Origin of the sequence: Streptomyces sp. RKAG337 (genome assembly GCF_023701715.1) — a bacterium.
Taxonomy (GTDB): Bacteria; Actinomycetota; Actinomycetes; order Streptomycetales; family Streptomycetaceae; genus Actinacidiphila.
Genome location: NZ_JAJOZA010000001.1, coordinates 5,701,005 through 5,721,623 on the forward strand (window position 1 = coordinate 5,701,005; position 20,619 = coordinate 5,721,623).

20 protein-coding genes are annotated in these 20,619 nt (G+C 69.8%); 12 read left to right on the top strand and 8 right to left on the bottom strand.

The genetic code is table 11. The annotated features are described in order from the left end of the window. Positions 1 to 31: 31 nt before the first annotated feature. The 5 genes from pgl to tkt are packed head-to-tail and all read right to left on the bottom strand — an operon-like array spanning position 32 to position 6,668. Complete coding sequence (pgl, locus tag LNW73_RS25295; RefSeq protein ID WP_250975327.1) at positions 32 to 814, bottom strand: 6-phosphogluconolactonase; 783 nt, start codon at positions 812 to 814, stop codon at positions 32 to 34. Then, entirely contained in the window at positions 814 to 1,905 is a 1,092-nt protein-coding gene (opcA, locus tag LNW73_RS25300; RefSeq protein ID WP_250975326.1) for a glucose-6-phosphate dehydrogenase assembly protein OpcA, read from the bottom strand. The genes pgl and opcA overlap by 1 nt, the downstream gene beginning before the upstream one ends. Then, positions 1,902 to 3,425 carry a glucose-6-phosphate dehydrogenase gene (gene zwf, locus LNW73_RS25305; RefSeq protein WP_250975325.1) on the bottom strand — a complete coding sequence of 508 codons (1,524 nt, stop codon included), beginning with the start codon at positions 3,423 to 3,425 and terminating at the stop codon, positions 1,902 to 1,904. The genes opcA and zwf overlap by 4 nt, the downstream gene beginning before the upstream one ends. A 1-nt stretch (position 3,426) precedes the next feature. After that, positions 3,427 to 4,545 carry a transaldolase gene (gene tal, locus LNW73_RS25310; protein WP_250975324.1) on the bottom strand — a complete coding sequence of 373 codons (1,119 nt, stop codon included), beginning with the start codon at positions 4,543 to 4,545 and terminating at the stop codon, positions 3,427 to 3,429. Positions 4,546 to 4,580: 35 nt separating this feature from the next. After that, on the bottom strand, positions 4,581 to 6,668 hold the full coding sequence (gene tkt, locus LNW73_RS25315; RefSeq protein WP_250975323.1) for a transketolase: 2,088 nt from the start codon (positions 6,666 to 6,668) through the stop codon (positions 4,581 to 4,583). Positions 6,669 to 7,065: 397 nt separating this feature from the next. Between tkt and LNW73_RS25320 the strand changes: the two genes are divergently transcribed. The 3 genes from LNW73_RS25320 to LNW73_RS25330 all read left to right on the top strand — a co-directional run bounded on the left by LNW73_RS25320 (position 7,066) and on the right by LNW73_RS25330 (position 9,597). Further along, positions 7,066 to 8,010, top strand: coding sequence for a heme o synthase (locus LNW73_RS25320; RefSeq protein ID WP_250975322.1), 945 nt, complete (start codon positions 7,066 to 7,068; stop codon positions 8,008 to 8,010). Between the two features lie 24 nt (positions 8,011 to 8,034). Continuing rightward, positions 8,035 to 8,394 carry a hypothetical protein gene (locus tag LNW73_RS25325; protein ID WP_138356343.1) on the top strand — a complete coding sequence of 120 codons (360 nt, stop codon included), beginning with the start codon at positions 8,035 to 8,037 and terminating at the stop codon, positions 8,392 to 8,394. 63 nt (positions 8,395 to 8,457) lie between these two features. After that, positions 8,458 to 9,597: an amidohydrolase gene (locus tag LNW73_RS25330; protein WP_250991488.1), complete on the top strand. Its 1,140-nt coding sequence runs from the start codon at positions 8,458 to 8,460 to the stop codon at positions 9,595 to 9,597. Here LNW73_RS25330 and LNW73_RS25335 read toward each other — a convergent pair. Next, positions 9,574 to 10,563 carry a COX15/CtaA family protein gene (locus tag LNW73_RS25335; RefSeq protein ID WP_250975320.1) on the bottom strand — a complete coding sequence of 330 codons (990 nt, stop codon included), beginning with the start codon at positions 10,561 to 10,563 and terminating at the stop codon, positions 9,574 to 9,576. The two genes, LNW73_RS25330 and LNW73_RS25335, sit on opposite strands and share 24 nt — an antisense overlap. Positions 10,564 to 10,663: 100 nt before the next feature. On the opposite strand from LNW73_RS25335, the gene LNW73_RS25340 reads away from it, so the two are divergent. Further along, positions 10,664 to 11,944 carry a glycoside hydrolase family 55 protein gene (locus LNW73_RS25340; protein ID WP_250975319.1) on the top strand — a complete coding sequence of 427 codons (1,281 nt, stop codon included), beginning with the start codon at positions 10,664 to 10,666 and terminating at the stop codon, positions 11,942 to 11,944. A 33-nt stretch (positions 11,945 to 11,977) separates the two neighbouring features. Here LNW73_RS25340 and LNW73_RS25345 read toward each other — a convergent pair whose 3' ends face one another. Together LNW73_RS25345 and LNW73_RS25350 are read right to left on the bottom strand one after the other, a co-directional pair. After that, on the bottom strand, positions 11,978 to 12,694 hold the full coding sequence (locus tag LNW73_RS25345; RefSeq protein WP_250980110.1) for an ABC transporter permease: 717 nt from the start codon (positions 12,692 to 12,694) through the stop codon (positions 11,978 to 11,980). 86 nt (positions 12,695 to 12,780) lie between these two features. Next, positions 12,781 to 13,722, bottom strand: coding sequence for an ABC transporter ATP-binding protein (locus LNW73_RS25350; RefSeq protein ID WP_250975318.1), 942 nt, complete (start codon positions 13,720 to 13,722; stop codon positions 12,781 to 12,783). Positions 13,723 to 13,924: 202 nt separating this feature from the next. On the opposite strand from LNW73_RS25350, the gene LNW73_RS25355 reads away from it, so the two are divergent. From LNW73_RS25355 to LNW73_RS25390, 8 genes are all read left to right on the top strand, one after another. Then, on the top strand, positions 13,925 to 14,725 hold the full coding sequence (locus LNW73_RS25355; RefSeq protein ID WP_250975317.1) for a helix-turn-helix transcriptional regulator: 801 nt from the start codon (positions 13,925 to 13,927) through the stop codon (positions 14,723 to 14,725). Beyond that, entirely contained in the window at positions 14,722 to 16,143 is a 1,422-nt protein-coding gene (gene sufB, locus LNW73_RS25360; RefSeq protein WP_250975316.1) for a Fe-S cluster assembly protein SufB, read from the top strand. The genes LNW73_RS25355 and sufB overlap by 4 nt, the downstream gene beginning before the upstream one ends. A 104-nt stretch (positions 16,144 to 16,247) precedes the next feature. Next, positions 16,248 to 17,414 carry a Fe-S cluster assembly protein SufD gene (sufD, locus tag LNW73_RS25365; RefSeq protein WP_250975315.1) on the top strand — a complete coding sequence of 389 codons (1,167 nt, stop codon included), beginning with the start codon at positions 16,248 to 16,250 and terminating at the stop codon, positions 17,412 to 17,414. Further along, on the top strand, positions 17,414 to 17,752 hold the full coding sequence (locus LNW73_RS25370) for a non-heme iron oxygenase ferredoxin subunit (protein WP_250975314.1): 339 nt from the start codon (positions 17,414 to 17,416) through the stop codon (positions 17,750 to 17,752). The genes sufD and LNW73_RS25370 overlap by 1 nt, the downstream gene beginning before the upstream one ends. Before the next feature lie 7 nt (positions 17,753 to 17,759). Continuing rightward, complete coding sequence (sufC, locus tag LNW73_RS25375) at positions 17,760 to 18,527, top strand: Fe-S cluster assembly ATPase SufC (RefSeq protein ID WP_138356351.1); 768 nt, start codon at positions 17,760 to 17,762, stop codon at positions 18,525 to 18,527. Further along, entirely contained in the window at positions 18,524 to 19,780 is a 1,257-nt protein-coding gene (locus LNW73_RS25380) for a cysteine desulfurase (protein WP_250975313.1), read from the top strand. Before sufC ends, LNW73_RS25380 begins: the two co-directional genes overlap by 4 nt. 10 nt (positions 19,781 to 19,790) lie before the next feature. Next, complete coding sequence (gene sufU / locus LNW73_RS25385; protein WP_138356353.1) at positions 19,791 to 20,246, top strand: Fe-S cluster assembly sulfur transfer protein SufU; 456 nt, start codon at positions 19,791 to 19,793, stop codon at positions 20,244 to 20,246. Beyond that, positions 20,243 to 20,617, top strand: a complete 375-nt coding sequence (locus tag LNW73_RS25390) for a metal-sulfur cluster assembly factor (RefSeq protein WP_250975312.1) — start codon at positions 20,243 to 20,245, stop codon at positions 20,615 to 20,617. The genes sufU and LNW73_RS25390 overlap by 4 nt, the downstream gene beginning before the upstream one ends. Positions 20,618 to 20,619 lie beyond the last annotated feature (2 nt).

The following is a 20,619-nucleotide window of genomic DNA, read 5'->3' on the forward strand; positions in this document are numbered from 1 at the left end:
CCGGCGGCCGATCACCACACCCGAACGACCGCTACGCCGAAGCCGGCGGGTACAGCTGCGGTGGCAGCTTCGCCGCGGCGGTCCGGTCCAGCAGCCACAGCGTGCGGCGGCGGCCGCGTGCTCCGGCCGCCGGCGCCTGGATCTCGCCCGCGCCGGACAACGCCATCGCGACCGCGTTGGCCTTGTCCGCACCGGCCGCGAGCAGCCACACCTCGCGCGCCGAGCGGATCGCCGGAAGGGTCAGCGAGATCCGGGTCGGCGGCGGCTTGGGCGCTCCGTGCACCCCCACCACCGTCCGCTCCGTCTCCCGCACCGCGGGGTGCTCGGGGAAGAGCGACGCGACATGGGTGTCGGGGCCGACCCCCAGCATCAGCACGTCGAACGTCGGCACCGGGCCGTGGTCCTCCGGCCCGGAGGCCTTGGCGAGCTCGGCCGCGTAGCCGGCCGCCGCGGCGTCGACGTCACGGCCGTGGGCGCCGTCGGACGCGGGCATGGCGTGCACCCGCGCCGGATCGACCGGCACCGCGTCGAGCAGGATCTCCCGGGCCTGGGTGACATTGCGCTCGGGATCACCCTCCCGTTCGAACCGCTCGTCGCCCCACCACAGGTCCAGCCGCGCCCAGTCCACCGCGTCCCGTGCGGGGGACCCGGCCAGGGCGGCGAGCAGCGCGTTGCCGTTGCGCCCGCCCGTCAGGACCACCGAGGCGGAGCCGCGGGCGGCCTGGGCGTCCACGATCTTCGTGATCAGCCGGGCCGCCGCGGCCTGCGCCATCAGTTCCTTGTCGCGGTGGACGACGACCTGCGGGGTGCTCATCAGGAGCTCGTCCCCTTGCCCGTCGCCGCCTTCTTCGCCGGCACGGTCTTCTTGGCGGGAGCCTTGGCCGCTGACTTGGCCGCGGCGGTCCCGGCCTGCTTGGCGCCCTTGGCCGGGGTGATCACCTCGATCGCCTCGACCGGTTCCTCCGAGTCCTTCGGACCGGAGTCGGTCAGCCGGCCGACACCGAACTTCACCGTCGACCGGTAGATGTCGTCCGGGTCCAGCCGCCGCAGCTCCTCGGCGATCAGCTCGGAGGTCTCGCGGCGCTTGAGCGCCACATGACGGTCCGGCTGCCCCGGCATGGCCAGCTCGGCCAGCAGGCCGTCGGCCCGGTCCAGCCGGATCTCGCCGTCGGCGGTGACCAGCTGGACGCCGGTGATACCGGGCCCGTCCGAGACCTTGCGCTCCACCGAGACCTTCAGCCGGTCGGCGAGCCACAGCGCGAGCAGTTCGGTGCTCGGGTTGTAGGCCTCGCCCTCCACCGTCGCGGAGACGATCCTGGAGTGCTTCTGGTCCAGGGCCGCGGCCAGCATGCTGCGCCACGGCGTGATCCGGGTCCAGGCCAGGTCGGTGTCGCCGGGCGCGTACGCCTCGGCACGCTCACCGAGGGCGAGCACCGGGTCCTCGGCCGCGGCGGCGTCGGTGATCCGGCGCTGCGCGAGCCGTCCCAGCGGGTCCTCGGCGGGCTTGTCGGGCGACTCCTCGGGCCACCACACCACGACCGGGGCGTCCGGCAGCAGCAGCGGCAGCACCACGGACTCGGCGTGGTTGGCGAGTTCGCCGTGCATCCGCAGCACGACGGTCTCTCCGGTGCCCGAGTCGGAGCCGACCAGCACCTCGGCGTCCAGCCGCGCCATCGCGCGGTCGCGCGGTGAGCGGCCGGGCCGCTTGATGACGGCCAGGATCCGGGACGGGTGCTCCCGTGACGCGTCGCTGGCCGCCTTGAGGGCGTCGTAGGCGCTGCCCTCGTCGGTGACGATGACCAGGGTGAGCACCATGCCGACGGCCGGGGTGCCGATGGCGCGGCGGGCCTCGATGAGCCCGGCGTTGATGCGGGACGACGTGGTGTCCGTCAGATCGATCCTCATGGCCGGCGCCAGCTCCTACCGTCTCGTGCGAGCATCTCGTCCGCCTCCGCCGGCCCCCAGGTACCCGAGGCGTACTGGGCGGGCTTGCCGTGCGTGTCCCAGTACTTCTCGATCGGGTCGAGGATGTTCCAGGACAGCTCGACCTCCTGGTGGCGGGGGAAGAGGTTGGCATCGCCGAGCAGCACATCGAGGATGAGCCGCTCGTACGCCTCGGGGCTGGACTCGGTGAAGGACTCGCCGTAGGCGAAGTCCATCGTCACGTCCCGGACCTCCATCGAGGTGCCGGGCACCTTCGAACCGAAGCGCACCGTCACGCCCTCGTCCGGCTGCACCCGGATGACCAGGGCGTTCTGCCCCAGCTCCTCGGTGGATCCGGCCTCGAAGGGCAGATACGGGGCCCGCTTGAAGACCACCGCGATCTCGGTGACCCGGCGGCCGAGCCGCTTGCCGGTGCGCAGGTAGAAGGGGACTCCGGCCCAGCGGCGGTTGTTGATCTCCAGCTTGACCGCCGCGAAGGTGTCGGTCTTCGACTTGGGGTCGATGCCGTCTTCCTCCAGGTACCCCACGACCTCCTCGCCGCCCTGCCAGGCGTGCGCGTACTGGCCGCGTACCGTGTGCGCGCCCAGGTCCTTGGGCAGCTCCACGGCGCCGAGCACCTTGAGCTTCTCGGCGACCAGCGCCTTCGGGTGGAAGGAGCCGGGCTCCTCCATCGCGGTCAGCGCGAGCAGCTGCAGCAGGTGGTTCTGGATGACGTCACGGGCCGCGCCGATGCCGTCGTAGTACCCGGCCCGGCCGCCGATGCCGATGTCCTCGGCCATCGTGATCTGGACGTGGTCGACGTACGACCGGTTCCAGATCGGCTCGAACATCGTGTTGGCGAAGCGCAGCGCCAGGATGTTCTGGACGGTCTCCTTGCCCAGGTAGTGGTCGATCCTGAAGACCTCGTTGGGCGGGAAGACGTCGTGCACCAGCTGGTTGAGCTCCTGGGCGCTCTCCAGGTTGTGGCCGAACGGCTTCTCGATGACCGCGCGCCGCCAGGAGTCGCCCTGCCCCTCGGACAGGCCGTGCTTCTTGAGCTGCTGCACGACGTTGGGGAAGAACTTCGGCGGTACGGAGAGGTAGAAGGCGAAGTTGCCGCCGGTGCCGCGCGCCTTGTCGAGCTCGTCGATCGTCGACTTCAGCTTCTCGAAGGCGGTGTCGTCGTCGAACTCGCCCTGCACGAAGCGGCAGCCCTCGGCGAGCTGCTGCCAGACCTCCTCGCGGAAGGGGGTGCGGGCGTGCTCCTTGACCGCGTCGTGGACCTCCTGGGCGAAGTCCTCGTCCTCCCAGCTCCTGCGGGCGAAGCCGATGAGCGCGAAGCCCGGTGGCAGCAGACCGCGGTTGGCGAGGTCGTACACGGCAGGCATCAACTTTTTACGGGACAAATCGCCCGTGACGCCGAAAATGACCAGGCCGGACGGCCCCGCGATACGCGGGAGCCGCCGGTCCTGAGCGTCACGCAGCGGATTGCTGCTGGTCAACTCATGCCTCCACGGGCGTCAGACGCTTGAGTACCGCCGAAGTGGACTCCAGCAGCTCGTTCCAGGAGGCCTCGAACTTCTCGACGCCCTCGTCCTCGAGCAACTGCACCACGTCGTCGTACGAGATACCGAGGGCCGCCAGCGCGTCGAGCTCGGCCTGGGCCTGCTCGTACGTGCCGCGGATGGTGTCGCCGGTGACCTCGCCGTGGTCGGCGGTGGCCTCCATGGTGGCTTCCGGCATGGTGTTGACGGTGTTCGGGGCGACCAGCTCGGTCACGTAGAGCGTGTCCGGGTAGGCCGGGTCCTTGACACCGGTCGAGGCCCACAGCGGACGCTGCTTGTTCGCGCCCGACTTCTCCAGCGCGTTCCAGCGGTCCGAGCTGAAGACCTCCTCGTACGCCTGGTAGGCGAGCCGGGCGTTGGCCAGTGCGGCCTTGCCCTTGAGGGCCTTCGCCTCGTCGCCGCCGAGCTTGTCGAGGCGCTTGTCGATCTCGCTGTCGACCCGCGAGACGAAGAAGGACGCGACCGAGTGGATCTTCGCGAGCTCCAGGCCGGCGGCCTTGGCCTTCTCCAGCCCCGCCAGGTAGGCGTCCATGACCTCGCGGTAGCGGGCCAGCGAGAAGATCAGCGTCACGTTCACGCTGATGCCCCGGCCGATGACCTCGGTGATCGCCGGCAGGCCGGCCTTGGTCGCCGGGATCTTGATGAGGGTGTTCGGCCGGTCGACGAGCCAGGCGAGCTGCTTGGCCTCGGCGATGGTGGCCGCGGTGCTGTGCGCCAGCCGCGGGTCCACCTCGATGGAGACCCGGCCGTCCTGGCCCTCGGTGCGGTCGAAGACCGGCCGCAGGATGTCGGCGGCGTCGCGGACGTCCGCCGTGGTGACCATCCGGATGGCTTCCTCGACCGTGACCTTGCGGACCGCGAGATCGGTGAGCTGGCTCTCGTAACCCTCGCCGCCGACGATCGCCTTCTGGAAGATCGACGGGTTGGTGGTGACGCCCACGACGTGCTGCTGGTCGATCAGCTCGGCCAGGTTCCCGGACGTGATCCGCTTGCGGGACAGGTCGTCCAGCCAGATCGCGACGCCTTCGTCGGAGAGGCGCTTGAGTGCGTCTGTCATGGAAATTACATCTCCTACTGGTCGGGTGCGGGGCGTCAGCGGGTGACCGCGTCGACGGCGTCGATGGACTGCCGGGCGGCGTTGGCGACGGCGTCGGCGGTGAAGCCGAACTCACGGAAGAGGATCTTGGCATCGGCCGAGGCACCGAAGTGCTCCAGGCTGATGATCCGGCCCTGGGCGCCGATGTAGCGGTGCCACGTCAGGCCGATACCGGCCTCGACGGCGACCCGGGCGTGGACGTCCGGGAGCAGCACGCTGTCGCGGTACGCCATGTCCTGCTCCTCGAACCACTCGACGGACGGCATCGAGACGACCCGCGTCGGGATCCCGTCGGCCTGCAGTGCGTCGCGGGCCTCGACGGCCAGCTGCACCTCGGAGCCGGTGGCGATGAGGATGACCTGCGGACGGCCGCCCTCGGAGTCGAACAGCACGTAGCCGCCCTTGGCCGCGTGCTCGTTCGGCGCGTACGTGGGCACACCCTGGCGGGTGAGCGCCAGGCCGTGCGGAGCGGGCTTGGAGTCGTGGCGCTTGAGGATCTCGCGCCAGACGATCGCCGTTTCGTTGGCGTCGGCCGGACGGACGATGTTCAGGCCCGGGATCGCGCGCAGCACGGCCAGGTGCTCGACCGGCTGGTGCGTCGGGCCGTCCTCGCCGAGGCCGACGGAGTCGTGCGTCCACACGTACGTGACGGGCAGCTGCATGAGCGCGGCCAGTCGCACGGCGGGGCGCATGTAGTCGGAGAACACCAGGAAGGTGCCGCCGTAGATGCGGGTGTTGCCGTGCAGCGCGATGCCGTTCATCGTCGAGCCCATGGCGTGCTCACGGATGCCGTAGTGCACCGTGCGGCCGTACGGGTCGGCGCCCGGCAGCGGGTTGCCCACCGGAAGGAAGGACGAGCCGCTGTCGATCGTGGTGTTGTTGGAGCCCGCGAGGTCGGCCGAGCCGCCCCACAGCTCCGGTACGACCGCGCCGAGCGCCTGCAGGACCTTGCCGGAGGCGGCGCGGGTCGCGAGGCTCTTGCCGGTCTCGAAGGACGGCAGCGCCTTCTCCCAGCCGTCGGGCAGCTCGCCCGCGGCGATCCGGTCGAAATCGGCCGAGCGCTCCGGGTTGGCGTCCCGCCACTCCTGGAACCGCTTGTTCCACACGGCGTGCGCCTCGCGGCCGCGGTCGGCCACCTCGCGGGCGTGCTTCAGCACCGCGTCGTCGACCTCGAAGGTCTTCGCCGGGTCGAAGCCCAGCACCTTCTTGGTCGCGGCGACCTCCGCGTCACCCAGCGCCGAGCCGTGCGCGGCCTCGGTGTTCTGCGCGTGCGGGGCCGGCCAGGCGATGATCGAGCGGGCCGCGATGAACGACGGCCGCGAGGTCTCGGCCTGGGCCGCCTTCAGCGCCTTGTACAGGCCCTTCGGGTCCAGGTCGCCGTCGGGCAGCTGCTCGACGCGCTGGACGTGCCAGCCGTACGCCTCGTAGCGCTTGAGGGTGTCCTCGCTGACGGCCGTCTCGGTGTCGCCCTCGATGGAGATGTGGTTGTCGTCCCACAGCAGCACGAGGTTGCCGAGCTTCTGGTGCCCGGCGAGCGAGGACGCCTCGGCGGAGATGCCCTCCTGCAGGCAGCCGTCGCCGGCGATGACCCAGATGGTGTGGTCGAACGGGGAGGTGCCCGCCGCCGCGTCCGGGTCGAACAGGCCGCGCTCGTAGCGGGCCGCCATGGCCATGCCGACGCCGTTGGCGATGCCCTGGCCGAGCGGACCGGTCGTGGTCTCCACGCCGACCGTGTGGCCGTGCTCCGGGTGGCCGGGGGTCTTGCTGCCCCAGGTGCGGAACGCCTTCAGATCGTCCAGCTCCAGGCCGTACCCGGACAGGTAGAGCTGGGTGTAGAGCGTCAGGCTGGAGTGACCGGCCGAGAGGACGAAGCGGTCACGGCCGGTCCAGTCGGGATCCGACGGATCGTGCCGCATCAGCTTCTGGAACAGCAGGTACGCGGCGGGCGCGAGGCTCATGGCCGTGCCGGGATGGCCGTTGCCGACCTTCTGCACGGAATCCATGGCCAGGACACGAGCGGTATCAACGGCCCGCTTGTCCAGATCGGTCCACTCAAGGTCTGTGGTGGTCGGCTTGCTGCTCACCCTGGTTCAGGGCTCCTCTCCACATGTCGAAATGCCGGTGACGTGGCGCCTACCCGGCGTTGTCGAGCCTACCGCCGCAGGCGCGTGCACCTTTTCGAGCGTTCGACCCTCGGGACGACGGCCGGACCGCTGCTCGGGGCAGCGTTCCCGGCGGCACTCCCGGCAACCAGGACCCTGGCACGGCCATTCCCGGCATGCCGGGATACTGACAGCCTGCCCCGGCCCGGCCGCGTTCGCCTCCTGAACACCCGGCGAAGGACGGGCGGCAACACGGGTCACCCCCCGGGGCAGGCGGAGTATTCCGTACGTCTACAGTGGCGTGGTACGCGCAAGGACTTACCGGACCTTCACGTCCGGGACCGGGACTTGCTGGACTTAATCCTCTCCAGGGGTGTTTGTGACGGCCGTCGAATCCCGACCCGCAGGGGTCATCGGGACGAGCTCCGGACAGCGGCCGTTCGCGGCTCGTGTCATGGCGTTCGTGGCGCTGACCAAGCCACGCATCATCGAACTGCTGCTCATCACGACCGTTCCGGTGATGTTCCTGGCGGCGGGTGGCGTCCCCGATCTGTGGCTGGTGCTGACGACCGTCGTGGGCGGTTATCTGTCGGCGGGCGGTGCCAACGCGCTCAACATGTACATCGACCGCGACATCGACGCCCTGATGCACCGCACCGAGCAGCGTCCGCTGGTCACCGGCATGGTGTCGCCGCGCGAGGGGCTGATCTTCGGCATCACGCTCTCGGTGGTCTCCACCGTCTGGTTCGCGGTCCTGGTCAACACGCTCTCGGCGGCGCTGTCGCTGACGGCCATCCTCTTCTATGTCTTCGTGTACACGCTCGGCCTCAAGCGCCGCACCGCGCAGAACATCGTGTGGGGCGGCATCGCGGGCTGCATGCCGGTGTTCATCGGCTGGTCCGCGGTCACGAACTCCGTCTCGTGGGCCGCGCTGGTCCTCTTCCTGGTGATCTTCCTGTGGACGCCGCCGCACTACTGGCCGCTGTCGATGAAGGTCAAGGACGACTACGAGCGGGTGGGCGTGCCGATGCTGCCGGTCGTGGCCGGCAACCTGGTGGTCGCGCGGCAGATCGTCATCTACAGCTGGGCCATGGTGATCGTCTCGCTGGCCCTGTGGTGGCCGCTGGGCGAGACCTCCTGGCTGTACCCGGTGGCCGCGGTGCTGCTCGGCGCGATGTGGCTCAAGGAGGCGCACGGCCTGTACAGCCGGGCGAAGGCCGGGGTCAGCGGCGCGAAGCTCAAGGAGATGCGGCTGTTCCACTGGTCCATCACCTATCTGTCGCTGCTCTTCGTCGTCGTGGCCGTGGATCCTTTCCTTCACTGATTACCGACGGGTAGCATCTGCCTCATGGCTGAGACCGCGCAGAACACCGTGGAAGAGACTCCGAAGGCGGACCCGCGCGCCGAGCGCCGCACCGCCAGGCTGGCGAAGCAGATCGGTGCCTTCGCCAAGAGCCACGGCGGCGGCGCCGAGGCGAACATCGCCTACATCGGTGAGATCGGCGCCCGGATCGTCCTCGTCGGCGAGAACGGCGAATGGGGCGACCTGGTGGCCCCGACGTACGCCATGGCCGTCGCGGCCGTCGAGCGCGCCGGAGTCACCGTGCACGAGGACTTCGACGGCGAATTCGCCGCCAAGGTGCGCACCGGCCCGTACGAGTGGTCGCGGATGGCCGGAATCCAGATCGGCGGTCCCAGCAACACCTGACGCCCCGCCCGCCCGTTAGGGACCATGGGAAACGGTCCCGGCCGGCGGTGCGAGGAGTCAGTGATGCTGGAGCTGCCACCTTTGGTGGACGCGCACTGCCACGGGGTCGTCCCCGGGGAGCTGGGCCTCGGCTCGTTCGAGGCGCTCCTCACGGGGGCCGCCGCGCCCGGCACCACGCTCTTCGACAGTCCCGCCGGCTTCGCCGTCCGCCGCTGGTGCCCGCCCCTGCTGGGCCTGGAACCGCACTGCACCCCCGCGCACTACCTGGCGGGGCGCCGGGAGCTGGGCGCGTACGAGGCCACCCGGCTGCTGCTGCGCGGCACCGGGATCGGCGGCTATCTGGTGGACGCCGCGGTGGGAGCCGGAGCCCGGGACGGCGCCGCTGGTCCGGGGTCCGCCGCACTGCCCGCCGACCTCACCTCGCCCAAGGAACTGGGCGCGGCGGCCGCCGCCGCGGCGTACGAGATCGTCCGGCTGGAACCGCTGGCGCAGCAGGTCGCCGACACCTCGGGGACCGCGGGTGCGTTCCTCACCAATGTCGCCGAGGCGGTGCACGGAGCGGCACGGACGGCCGTCGCGTTCTCGGTGTCCGACACCTGTCCGCCCGGATTCCCGGCCGGGCCGCCCGACGCCGGCCTGGTACGGCGCGCGGCCGGCGCCTGGCTGGCGGGACGTACGGCCGGTGAACCGCTCGACGACCCGGTGCTGCTGCGCCATCTGGTGTGGAACGCCGTCGCGACCGGCCTGCCGCTGCAGATCCGCGGCCCGGCGGGCGCCGACCCGCTGCGGCTCACCGGGTTTCTGCGCGCCACCGCGGGTCTCGGCACCGATGTGGTGCTCTTACGGAGCTTCCCGAACCACCGGCCGGCCGCCCGGCTGGCGGCCGCGTTCGCGCACGTCCACACGGACATCGGCTCCGCGCCGGCGGCGCCGGCCCTGGCCGAGACACTGGAGCTGGCGCCCTTCGGCAAGGTGCTCTTCTCGACCGGGGCGTACGCGCTGCCCGAGCTGTACGTGACCGGGGCCCGGTTCTTCCGCGAGGCGCTGGAGCGGCTGGTCACCGACCGGGTGGCCGACAGGGCCTGGACGCCGTCCGACGCGCGGCGCGTCGCGGGCATGATCGCCGCGGGGAACGCGCGGCGGGTCTACGGGCTGGAGCGGCGCGCGGACCGCGCCGGGTCAGGCCGTGGACGCGAGCGCTGACCCGGACTGCGCCGGGCCCGGGATGCCGGGCTGTACCGACGGGCGTTCGCGCATCGACAGCACGACCCGCAGCACCCCGATCCAGATCAGCGCCGAACCGAGCATGTGCAGCCCGACCAGCACCTCCGGCAGGTGCGTGAAGTACTGCACATAGCCGATGACGCCCTGCGCCATCAGTACGACGAACAGGTCCCGGGTACGGGCCTTCGGCCCGGCCGGCGCGTCCACGGCGCGCAGCACGAACCACAGCGCGAGCGTGAGGGCCACCACGACCCAGGCGAGATCGGCGTGCAGCTGCGCGACGGTCTTCCAGTCGAGGTCGATCCGGTGCACCTTGGACGAGGCGCCGGGGTGCGGGCCCGCACCGCTCACGATCGTGCCGGCCGCGATCAGCGCCGCGCTCGCGGCGGTCAGCACCCAGGCCAGCTGCTGTACCGGCTTGCCGACCAGCGGGCGGGGCTCCGCATCGCCCTCACGGGCCCGCTGCCACATCAGGACCGCGACGGTGATGAGCGCGGTGCTGAGCAGGAAGTGGGTGGAGACGATGTACGGGTTGAGCTTGGTCAGCACGGTCAGGCCGCCCCACACCGCGTTGCCCATCACCACCCAGAACTGCGCCCAGCCCAGCCGGGTCAGGCTGCGCCGGTGCGGTTTCGCGCAGCGGGCGGCCACGATCGCCCAGCCGACGGCCGCGCTGAGCACGTACGTCAGCAGGCGGTTGGTGACTTCGATCGTGTGATTGATGCCCATCGCACGGGTGCCCAGCAGGCTGTCCCCGTTGCAGGTGGGCCAGGTCGGGCAGCCCAGCCCCGAACCGGTCAGCCGCACCGCGCCACCGGTGGCCACGATGACCACCGACATCACCAGGGCGGCCAGCGTCGCCCGGCGGACCGTCACGGCGGACGGAGTCCAGCGCTGGTCGAGATAGGCGAGCGGATTACGGGCGACTTCGGGCAACTTCGGCACGCGCCCATCGTAAGCGGCGGCTTGTGCAACTTTTCACGAGGGGGTCGGGAGGCGCCGGGCACACTTAACATCGAGCGGAGGATCCGCGACTGGGGGAAATATGACAACCGACAAGAGCGGTTCGGTCAACCGGCGGAGAATGCTCTACGGGGGCGCCGCGGTGGTCGCGGGAGCGGGCATCGCGGGATACGCGAGCGGGGAGTGGAACGCCCCCGCGGCGGCGTCGGAGAACTCCGACCATCCCGGTGTGGCGGACGTCATGGCGGACTTCGGGGCCAAGGGCGACGGCAGGACGGACGACAGCGCGGCCTTCGCCGCCGCGTACGCCTACGCCGAGTCACGGATCTCGAACGGTGTGGGGCACACCGTGATCGACGTGCCGCCGGGGGTGTACCTGATCACGAAGCCGGGTGCGCTGCTCGCCGGTGACAAGGCGGACAAGCGCGCGAGCGGCCTGCGATTCCGCGGCGGCGGGATGCGGATCAGCGAGATCGTCTTCGCGCCGAAGTCGCCCAAGGACGCCTACCTGTGCCGCAACAACAACATGTGGAGCAACATCTCGTTCGAGGGCCTGCGCTTCACCTCGGGCACGCCCGGCGCCTCGTTCTTCTCCTCGTACTCCACCGGCTGGGCCCAGAACTACCGCTTCTCCGAATGCGAGTGGATGGGGGAGTGGGAGTACGGCCTCGCCCTGGACGGCAGCAACAACAACTCGGAGATGCGCTGGGAGGCCTGCCGGGTGGGCGGCGCCTACCGCAAGGCGTTCCTGTACTCCGGGCTCTCCCAGCGGTCGGAGAAGCGCGAGCAGCAGGACCAGTTCCTCAACTACTGGTTCACCGACATGACGGTCACCTACGAGTGGGGCAACTTCCTGGAGTTCCCCTACGGCGGCTCGATCACCTGCCGCAGCGGCAGCTACATCATCACCGGCCGCCGCCCCACGCCGCACCCGGAGTACGGGTTCGAGAGCGCCTTCTTCCGCTTCCCGCGCGCCTCGCACTTCGACTCCGTGCAGCGCTTCCACGCCGAGGACATCCGCTTCGAGATACGCGACCCCTCGGTCGTGGTCATCGACTGCGAGTGGAGCAGCGGCACGGTGCACTTCAACGACTGCGACGACACGTCCCAGTCGTACAAGCAGTACTCCGACGGCCTCACCGCGCACCGCTACAACATCGGCGCGAGCGGCCCGCTGGTGCGGTACGACATGTGCCAGCTCTCCGGGGCCCACCAGTACCGGCCCGCCGCGGGTGCGCAGCTGCCGACCAGCGTCCGTTACGACATGTGCCGGATCGTCGACCACCCGGCCGACGCGTTCGTCGCCGCGGGCTCGCACGACAAGAAGTTCGCCCGCTTCGTCGACTGCATCATGCCGGGCTGAACGGGCTCCGGACGGGGGCGGCGCCGGCCCCCGTCACTCCCACTTGAAGAAGCGCGCCGCCGCGCCGAGCCCCACGACCGCCCAGGCCAGCAGGATCGCGAGATTGCCCCAGGGCATGCCCGCGCCGTCCCGCAGCACGTCCCGCAGCCCGTCGGACAGGGCGGAGACCGGCAGCAGCGCCAGCACGTCCTGCGCCGGGCCGGGGAACTTGTCCAGCGGCACGATGATCCCGCCGCCGACCAGCAGCAGCAGGAAGACGAGGTTCGCGGCGGCGAGCGTCGCCTCCGCCTTGAGCGTGCCGGCCATCAGCAGGCCGAGCCCGGAGAAGGCGGCGGTGCCCAGCACGAGCAGCAGCACCACGAAGAGCGGGTTTCCGTGCGGCGACCAGCCCAGCGCGAACGCGATCGCCGTCAGCAGCACGATCTGCAGCACCTCGGTGACCAGCACCGAGCCGGTCTTCGCGGTCATCAGCGCCCAGCGCGGCAGCGGCGAGGCGCCGAGCCGCTTCAGCACGCCGTAGCGGCGCTCGAAGCCGGTCGCGATGGCCTGGCCGGTGAACGCGGTGGACAGCACGGCGAGCGCCAGGATGCCGGGAGCCAGGAAGTCGACGGCCTTGCCGGTACCCGTGTCGACGATCGAGACGGCGCTGAACAGGACGAGCAGCAGGGCCGGGATCACGACGGTCAGCAGCAGCTGCTCACCGTTGCGCAGCAGCATCTTCGTCTCGAACGCCGTCTGCGCGCCGATCATGCGGGACAGCGGCGCCGCGCCCGGGTCGGGAACGAATGTTCCGCCCGCTCCGGATGCCGTGTCCGCTGCCGTGTTCTCTGCCGTCGTCACGCCCGCAGCTCCTTGCCGGTCAGATCGAGGAAAACGTCCTCAAGGGTGCGGCGCTCGACCGCCAGCCGGTCCGGCATGACGCCGTGCTGCGCGCACCAGGAGGTGACGGTGGCGAGCAGCTGGGGATCGACGGCGCCCTCGATCCGGTAGCTGCCCTGCGTCAGCTCGGCCGCCGCGGTGCCGTCCGGCAGCGCCTTGAGCAGCGAGACGAGGTCGAGGCCGGGGCGGCCGGTGAAGCGCAGGGTGTTCTCGGCGCCGCCCCGGCACAGCTCCTCGGGCGTGCCGTGGGCGATGGACCGGCCGTGGTCGATGATCACGACCTGGTCGGCGAGCTGTTCCGCCTCGTCCATGAAGTGGGTGGTGAGGACGACGGTCACCCCGTCGGCGCGCAGCTCCCGTACGAGGTCCCAGGTGGCGCGGCGGGCCTGCGGGTCGAGGCCGGCGGTGGGCTCGTCGAGGAAGACCAGTTCCGGCCGGCCGACGACGGCCATGGCGAGTGCGAGCCGCTGCTGCTGCCCGCCGGACAGCCGGCGGTACGGGGTGCGGCCGCAGGACTCCAGGCCGAGCCGCTCGATGAGCAGCGCGGGATCCACCGGGCGGGCGTGCAGCGCGGCGGTGTGCCGCAGCATCTCCTCGGCGCGCGCCCCGGGGTACACGCCCCCGGACTGCAGCATCACTCCGATGCGCGGCCGCAGCGCGGCGCCCTGGGTGGCCGGGTCGAGGCCCAGCACCCGGACGCTCCCGGCGTCGGCGCGCCGGTAGCCCTCACAGGTTTCGACGGTGGTGGTCTTGCCCGCGCCGTTCGGCCCGAGCACGGCGGTCACCGAGCCGGCCGGCACCGTCAGGTCCAGACCGTCCACCGCGGACTTGTCTCCGTACCGCTTGACCAGGCCGGCGATCTCGACCGCCGGTGACTGACTGGTGCTGCCGCTTCGCATGCCTGTGAGTCTAAGGAGCGCCGGTCGGTGCCCAGAACCCGCCCGGGGCGGGACGCCCGGCGGCCGGACGGAAAGCGCGGAGAAAAGATCTTGATTCAGCAATTCCGCAGGTAAACTTAGGTTTACCTAAGTGACGAACTCCACCGGGAGTGGAATCCGGCATGGGTTGCCGGGGCCTGATGAATTACGCAACAATGAAGTTGTGAAAAACGTCGGCGCGGCCCAGGAGGAGCAGACGACCGGGGAGCGGAGTACCCGCAACCGGGTCGCCCGGTCCATCCTGGACCACGGTCCTTCGACCACCGCCGACCTGGCGGAGCGGCTGGGCCTCACCCAGGCCGCCGTCCGCCGCCATCTGGACCACCTCGTCGCGGAGAACATCGTCGAGCCGCGTGAGCAGCGGGTCTACGGGGCACGCACCCGAGGACGCCCCGCCAAGGTCTTCTCGCTCACCGACTGCGGGCGCGACGCCTTCGACCAGGCCTACGACCAGATCGCGGCCGACGCGCTGCGCTGGATCGCGCAGTCCGCCGGTGGCGGGGAGCTGGGCGATGCCGCGGTCACCGCGTTCGCCCGGGCCCGGGTCGCCAAGCAGGCGGACCGCTACCGTGCCGCCGTCGACGCGGCGGACCCCGCCCAGCGCACCCAGGCGCTCGCCAAGGCCTTGAGTGAGGACGGGTACGCTGCTACCACCCGCAGTGCGTCGGCCGTCTCCGGCGCGCGGGAGCCCGCCGGCGAGCAGCTGTGCCAGCACCACTGCCCGGTGGCGCACATCGCCGAGGAGTTCCCGCAGCTGTGCGAGGCGGAGGCCGAGGTCTTCTCCCACGTGCTGGGAACCCACGTCCAGCGGCTGGCCACCATCGCCCACGGCGACGGCGTCTGCACGACGTACATCCCGCAGCACCCGCAACACCAGCAGAGACAGCAGGCCGGTACCGCAGTGAATACCGATACCGCAGTGAACAACGCATCCGCCAGTACGGCCGGGAGGAACCCCGCATGACTGCTCCCACGGAGACCACGCACCCGGAACTCGATGGGCTGGGCACGTACGAGTTCGGCTGGTCCGACTCGGACGACGCCGGCACCAACGCCCGGCGTGGAATCAACGAGGATGTCGTGCGCGACATCTCCGCGAAGAAATCCGAGCCGGAGTGGATGCTGAAGCTGCGGCTCAAGGGTCTGAAACTGTTCGGCAAGAAGCCCATGCCGACCTGGGGCTCGGACCTCAGCGGCATTGATTTCGACAACATCAAGTATTTCGTGCGCTCCACCGAGAAGCAGGCCGCTTCCTGGGAGGATCTGCCCGAGGACATCAAGAACACCTATGACCGGCTGGGCATCCCGGAGGCCGAGAAGCAGCGTCTCGTCGCCGGTGTCGCCGCCCAGTACGAGTCCGAGGTCGTCTACCACCAGATCCGTGAGGACCTGGAGGAGCAGGGCGTCATCTTCCTCGACACCGACACGGCGCTGAAGCAGTACCCGGAGATGTTCCAGGAGTACTTCGGCACCGTCATCCCGGTGGGCGACAACAAGTTCGCCTCGCTGAACTCGGCCGTGTGGTCCGGCGGATCGTTCATCTACGTCCCCAAGGGCGTCCACGTCGACATCCCGCTGCAGGCCTACTTCCGTATCAACACGGAGAACATGGGCCAGTTCGAGCGGACGCTGATCATCGTCGACGAGGACGCCTACGTCCACTACGTCGAGGGCTGCACCGCGCCGATCTACTCCTCGGACTCGCTGCACAGCGCCGTGGTCGAGATCATCGTGAAGAAGGGCGGCCGCTGCCGCTACACGACCATCCAGAACTGGTCGAACAACGTCTACAACCTGGTCACCAAGCGCGCGGTCGCCTACGAGGGCGCCACGATGGAGTGGGTCGACGGCAACATCGGCTCCAAGGTGACCATGAAGTACCCGGCCGTCTACCTGATGGGCGAGCACGCCAAGGGCGAGACCCTGTCCATCGCCTTCGCGGGCGAGGGCCAGCACCAGGACGCCGGCGCGAAGATGGTGCACATGGCGCCGAACACGTCGTCCAACATCGTCTCCAAGTCCGTGGCGCGCGGCGGCGGCCGTACCTCCTACCGCGGTCTCATCGAGATCGGCGAGGGCGCGGCCGGAGCCAAGTCCAACGTGCTCTGTGACGCCCTGCTCGTCGACACGATCTCCCGCTCGGACACGTACCCGTACGTGGACGTCCGTGAGGACGATGTCTCCATGGGCCACGAGGCGACCGTCTCCAAGGTCTCCGACGACCAGCTCTTCTACCTGATGAGCCGCGGTATGACGGAGTTCGAGGCGATGGCGATGATCGTGCGCGGCTTCGTCGAGCCGATCGCGCGTGAGCTGCCGATGGAGTACGCGCTGGAGCTGAACCGCCTGATCGAGCTGCAGATGGAAGGCTCCGTCGGCTAGTACGACGTCCCCGTCCGGGTGCGCCCGCGCACCCGGACGGACCGACGGCCTGCCCACCGGCGACGCGACGACGTTCCTCCAGAAAGAGAGCAGTACGACAAGCCATGGCTGACAACATCCCTGCCGGCAGCACCACCGAAGGTGCCATCACGGTGGGTCACCCCGCCGATGCCCGGGTCAGCGCCGCGCCGTCCTACGACGTGGCCGACTTCCCGGTGCCGCACGGTCGCGAGGAGGAGTGGCGTTTCACTCCCCTGGAGCGGCTGCGCGGCCTGCACGACGGCACCGCGAAGGCGAACGGCGGCCTCCGGGTCGACGTGACCGCCCCCGAGGGCGTCACCGTCGAGACGGTGGACCGCACCGACGCCCGCGTCGGCAAGGCCGGCAAGCCCGCGGACCGGGTCGTGGCCCAGGCGTTCAGCTCCTTCGAGAAGGCCTCGGTCGTCTCGATCCCCAAGGACCTCGTGCTCACCGAGCCGGTCCGGATCGCCGTGCACGGCGAAGGCGGCACCGCCTACGGCCACCAGATCATCGAGATCGGTGCCTTCGCCGAGGCCGTCGTGGTCATCGACCACACCGGTGACGCCACGCTCGCCGCCAACGTCGAGTACCTGATCGGCGACGGCGCCAAGCTCACCGTCGTCTCGGTCCAGGACTGGGACGACAGCGCGGTGCACGTCGCCCAGCACACCGCGCTGGTCGGCCGCGACGCCCGGTTCAAGTCCGTGATCGTCACCTTCGGCGGCGACCTGGTCCGGCTGCACCCGCGGGTCGTCTACGGCGCCCCGGGCGGCGACGCCGAGCTGTTCGGCCTGTACTTCACCGACGAGGGCCAGCACCAGGAGCACCGGCTCTTCATCGACCACGACACGCCGCACTGCCGCAGCAACGTCACGTACAAGGGCGCGCTGCAGGGCAAGGACGCGCACGCGATCTGGATCGGCGACGTCCTCATCCGCGCCGCCGCCGAGGGCACCGACACCTACGAGCTCAACCGCAACCTGATCCTCACGGACGGCGCGCGGGTCGACTCGGTCCCGAACCTGGAGATCGAGACCGGCGAGATCGCCGGTGCCGGCCACGCCTCCGCGACCGGCCGCTTCGACGACGAGCAGCTCTTCTACCTCATGTCCCGCGGCATCCCGACGATCGAGGCCCGCCGGCTGGTCGTGCGCGGCTTCTTCGGCGAGCTGGTCCAGCAGATCGGTCTGCCCGACCTCGAAGAGCGCCTGATGGCGAAGATCGACGCGGAGCTGGAGGCGTCCGTCTGATGACCACGGCTCAAGGTGCCCAAGGTTTCGTCGTCGCCTGCTCGCTGAGCGAGCTGGAGGACGACACGCCCAAGCGCGTCGAAATCGACAGCACACCGGTATCCCTGGTGCGCACCGCGGGCGAGGTGTTCGCGATCAACGACATCTGCTCGCACGCGAACGTCTCCCTCTCGGAGGGCGAGGTCGAGGACTGTCAGATCGAGTGCTGGCTGCACGGCTCCAGCTTCGACCTGCGCACCGGCAAGCCGTCCGGGCTGCCGGCCACGCGGCCCGTACCCGTATACCCCGTAAAGATCATCGGCGACGACGTGCTCGTCTCCGTCACCCAGGAGTCCTGAGGCACCCATGGCAACGCTTGAGATCCACGACCTGCACGTCTCCGTCGAGGCCGAGAACGGCCCCCGCGAGATCCTCCGCGGCGTCGACCTGACCGTGAAGCAGGGCGAGACGCACGCCATCATGGGCCCCAACGGCTCCGGCAAGTCGACCCTGGCCTACTCGGTGGCCGGCCACCCGAAGTACACGATCACCAGCGGCACCGTCACGCTCGACGGCGAGGACATCCTCGCGATGACCGTCGACGAGCGCGCCCGCGCCGGCCTGTTCCTCGCCATGCAGTACCCGGTCGAGGTCCCCGGAGTCTCGGTCTCCAACTTCCTGCGCACCTCGGCCACCGCGATCCGCGGCGAAGCTCCCAAGCTCCGCACCTGGGTCAAGGAGGTCAAGTCCGCGATGGAGCAGCTCCAGATGGACCCGGCCTTCGCCGAGCGCAACGTCAACGAGGGCTTCTCCGGCGGTGAGAAGAAGCGCCACGAGATCCTTCAGCTGGAGCTTCTCAAGCCGAAGATCGCGATCCTCGACGAGACGGACTCCGGTCTGGACGTCGACGCGCTGCGCCAGGTCTCCGAGGGCGTCAACCGCGTCCGCGAGACCGGCGAGGTCGGCACGCTGCTGATCACCCACTACACCCGCATCCTGCGCTACATCAAGCCCGACTTCGTTCACGTCTTCTCGAACGGCCGCATCGCCGAGTCCGGCGGCGCCGAGCTGGCCGACAAGCTGGAGAACGAGGGCTACGAGGCATACAGCACGAAGGGCGGCGCTTCCGCGTGACACCACTGCATGGCCTCCTCGACACCGAGGCGATCCGCAAGGACTTCCCGATCCTGGACCGCATGGTCCACGACGGCAAGAAGATCGTGTACCTGGACAACGCTGCGACCTCGCAGAAGCCGCGCCAGGTGCTCGACGCGCTGAACGCGTACTACGAGCAGCACAACGCCAACGTCCACCGTGGCGTGCATGTGCTCGCCGAGGAGGCCACGGCGCTCTACGAAGGCGCGCGCGACAAGGTCGCCGCGTTCATCAACGCGCCGAGCCGTGACGAGGTGATCTTCACCAAGAACGCCTCGGAGTCACTCAACCTCGTGGCGAACATGCTGGGCTGGGCCGACGAGCCCTACCGGGTGGACCGCGAGACCGAGATAGTGATCACGGAGATGGAGCACCACTCCAACATCGTTCCGTGGCAGCTGCTCTCGCAGCGCACCGGCGCGAAGCTGAAGTGGTTCGGGCTGACCGACGACGGCCGGCTCGACCTCTCCAACATCGACCAGGTGATCACCGAGAAGACGAAGATCGTCTCGTTCACCCTGGTCTCCAACATCATGGGCACCATCAACCCGGTCGACGCGATCGTCCGGCGTGCCCAGGACGTCGGCGCGCTGGTCCTCATCGACGCCTCGCAGGCCGCGCCGCACATGCCGCTCGACGTGCAGGCGCTCGGCGCCGACTTCGTGGCCTTCACCGGCCACAAGATGTGCGGCCCGACCGGCATCGGCGTGCTGTGGGGCCGCCAGGAGCTGCTCGAGGACCTGCCGCCGTTCCTCGGCGGCGGCGAGATGATCGAAACCGTCTCGATGCAGTCCTCCACGTACGCCCCGGCGCCGCACAAGTTCGAGGCGGGTACGCCCCCGATCGCCCAGGCCGTCGGCCTCGGCGCGGCCGTGGACTACCTCAACGCCATCGGCATGGACAAGATCTGGGCCCATGAGCACGCCATCACCGAATACGCGGTGCAGCGCCTGCTGGAGGTCCCGGACCTGCGGATCATCGGTCCGACGACGGCCGAGGACCGGGGCGCCGCGATCTCCTTCGTGCTGGGGGACATCCACCCGCACGATGTGGGCCAGGTACTGGACGAACAGGGCATCGCGGTCCGCGTCGGACACCACTGCGCACGCCCGGTCTGCCTGCGCTACGGAATTCCGGCGACCACGCGGGCGTCGTTCTATCTGTACTCCACCCCCGCGGAGGTCGACGCCCTCGTCGAGGGACTGGAGCACGTACGGAACTTCTTCGGGTGAGGGCTGACTGGTGAAGCTGGATTCGATGTACCAGGAAGTGATCCTGGACCACTACAAGCACCCGCACGGGCGTGGCCTGCGCGACGGCGACGCCGAGGTGCACCACGTCAATCCGACGTGCGGCGACGAGATCACGCTGCGGGTGAAGCTCGACGGCTCGAAGATCGTGGACGTCTCCTACGAGGGCCAGGGCTGCTCGATCAGCCAGGCCAGCGCCTCGGTGATGAACGAGCTGGTGGTCGGGCGCGAGCTGGACGAGGCGATGAAGGTCCAGGAGGTCTTCCTGGAACTGATGCAGTCCAAGGGCAAGCTGGAGCCGGACGACGCGATGGAGGAGGTGCTGGAGGACGCTGTCGCGTTCGCCGGCGTCTCCAAGTACCCGGCGCGCGTGAAGTGCGCCCTGCTGAGCTGGATGGCGTGGAAGGACGCGACCGCACAGGCGCTGTCCGAAAGGGAGTCAGCATGACCGACAACGCAGAAGTGGCCGAGGCCGCGGTCGAGACCGCGTCCGTAGTCACCACCAAGCCGGCCTCCGAGGAGGAGGTCCGCGAGGCGCTGTACGACGTCGTCGACCCCGAGCTGGGCATCGACGTCGTCAACCTGGGCCTGATCTACGGCATCCACATCGACGACTCGAACGTCGCGACGCTGGACATGACGCTGACCTCGGCGGCCTGCCCGCTGACCGACGTCATCGAGGACCAGGCGCGTTCGGCGACGGACGGACTCGTCGCCGACCTCAAGATCAACTGGGTCTGGATGCCGCCGTGGGGCCCGGACAAGATCAGCGACGACGGTCGCGAGCAGCTGCGGGCGCTCGGCTTCAACATCGGCTGAGC

Coding starts and splice junctions, on each gene's coding strand:
- sufC (WP_138356351.1), top strand. CDS start 17,760: ATGGCAACGCTTGAGATCCACGACCTGCACGTCTCCGTCGAGGCCGAG.
- LNW73_RS25390 (WP_250975312.1), top strand. CDS start 20,243: ATGACCGACAACGCAGAAGTGGCCGAGGCCGCGGTCGAGACCGCGTCC.
- tal (WP_250975324.1), bottom strand. CDS start 4,545: ATGACAGACGCACTCAAGCGCCTCTCCGACGAAGGCGTCGCGATCTGG.
- LNW73_RS25345 (WP_250980110.1), bottom strand. CDS start 12,694: ATGATCGGCGCGCAGACGGCGTTCGAGACGAAGATGCTGCTGCGCAAC.
- LNW73_RS25340 (WP_250975319.1), top strand. CDS start 10,664: ATGACAACCGACAAGAGCGGTTCGGTCAACCGGCGGAGAATGCTCTAC.
- pgl (WP_250975327.1), bottom strand. CDS start 814: ATGAGCACCCCGCAGGTCGTCGTCCACCGCGACAAGGAACTGATGGCG.
- sufB (WP_250975316.1), top strand. CDS start 14,722: ATGACTGCTCCCACGGAGACCACGCACCCGGAACTCGATGGGCTGGGC.
- LNW73_RS25330 (WP_250991488.1), top strand. CDS start 8,458: ATGCTGGAGCTGCCACCTTTGGTGGACGCGCACTGCCACGGGGTCGTC.
- LNW73_RS25350 (WP_250975318.1), bottom strand. CDS start 13,722: ATGCGAAGCGGCAGCACCAGTCAGTCACCGGCGGTCGAGATCGCCGGC.
- LNW73_RS25370 (WP_250975314.1), top strand. CDS start 17,414: ATGACCACGGCTCAAGGTGCCCAAGGTTTCGTCGTCGCCTGCTCGCTG.
- opcA (WP_250975326.1), bottom strand. CDS start 1,905: ATGAGGATCGATCTGACGGACACCACGTCGTCCCGCATCAACGCCGGG.
- sufD (WP_250975315.1), top strand. CDS start 16,248: ATGGCTGACAACATCCCTGCCGGCAGCACCACCGAAGGTGCCATCACG.
- LNW73_RS25325 (WP_138356343.1), top strand. CDS start 8,035: ATGGCTGAGACCGCGCAGAACACCGTGGAAGAGACTCCGAAGGCGGAC.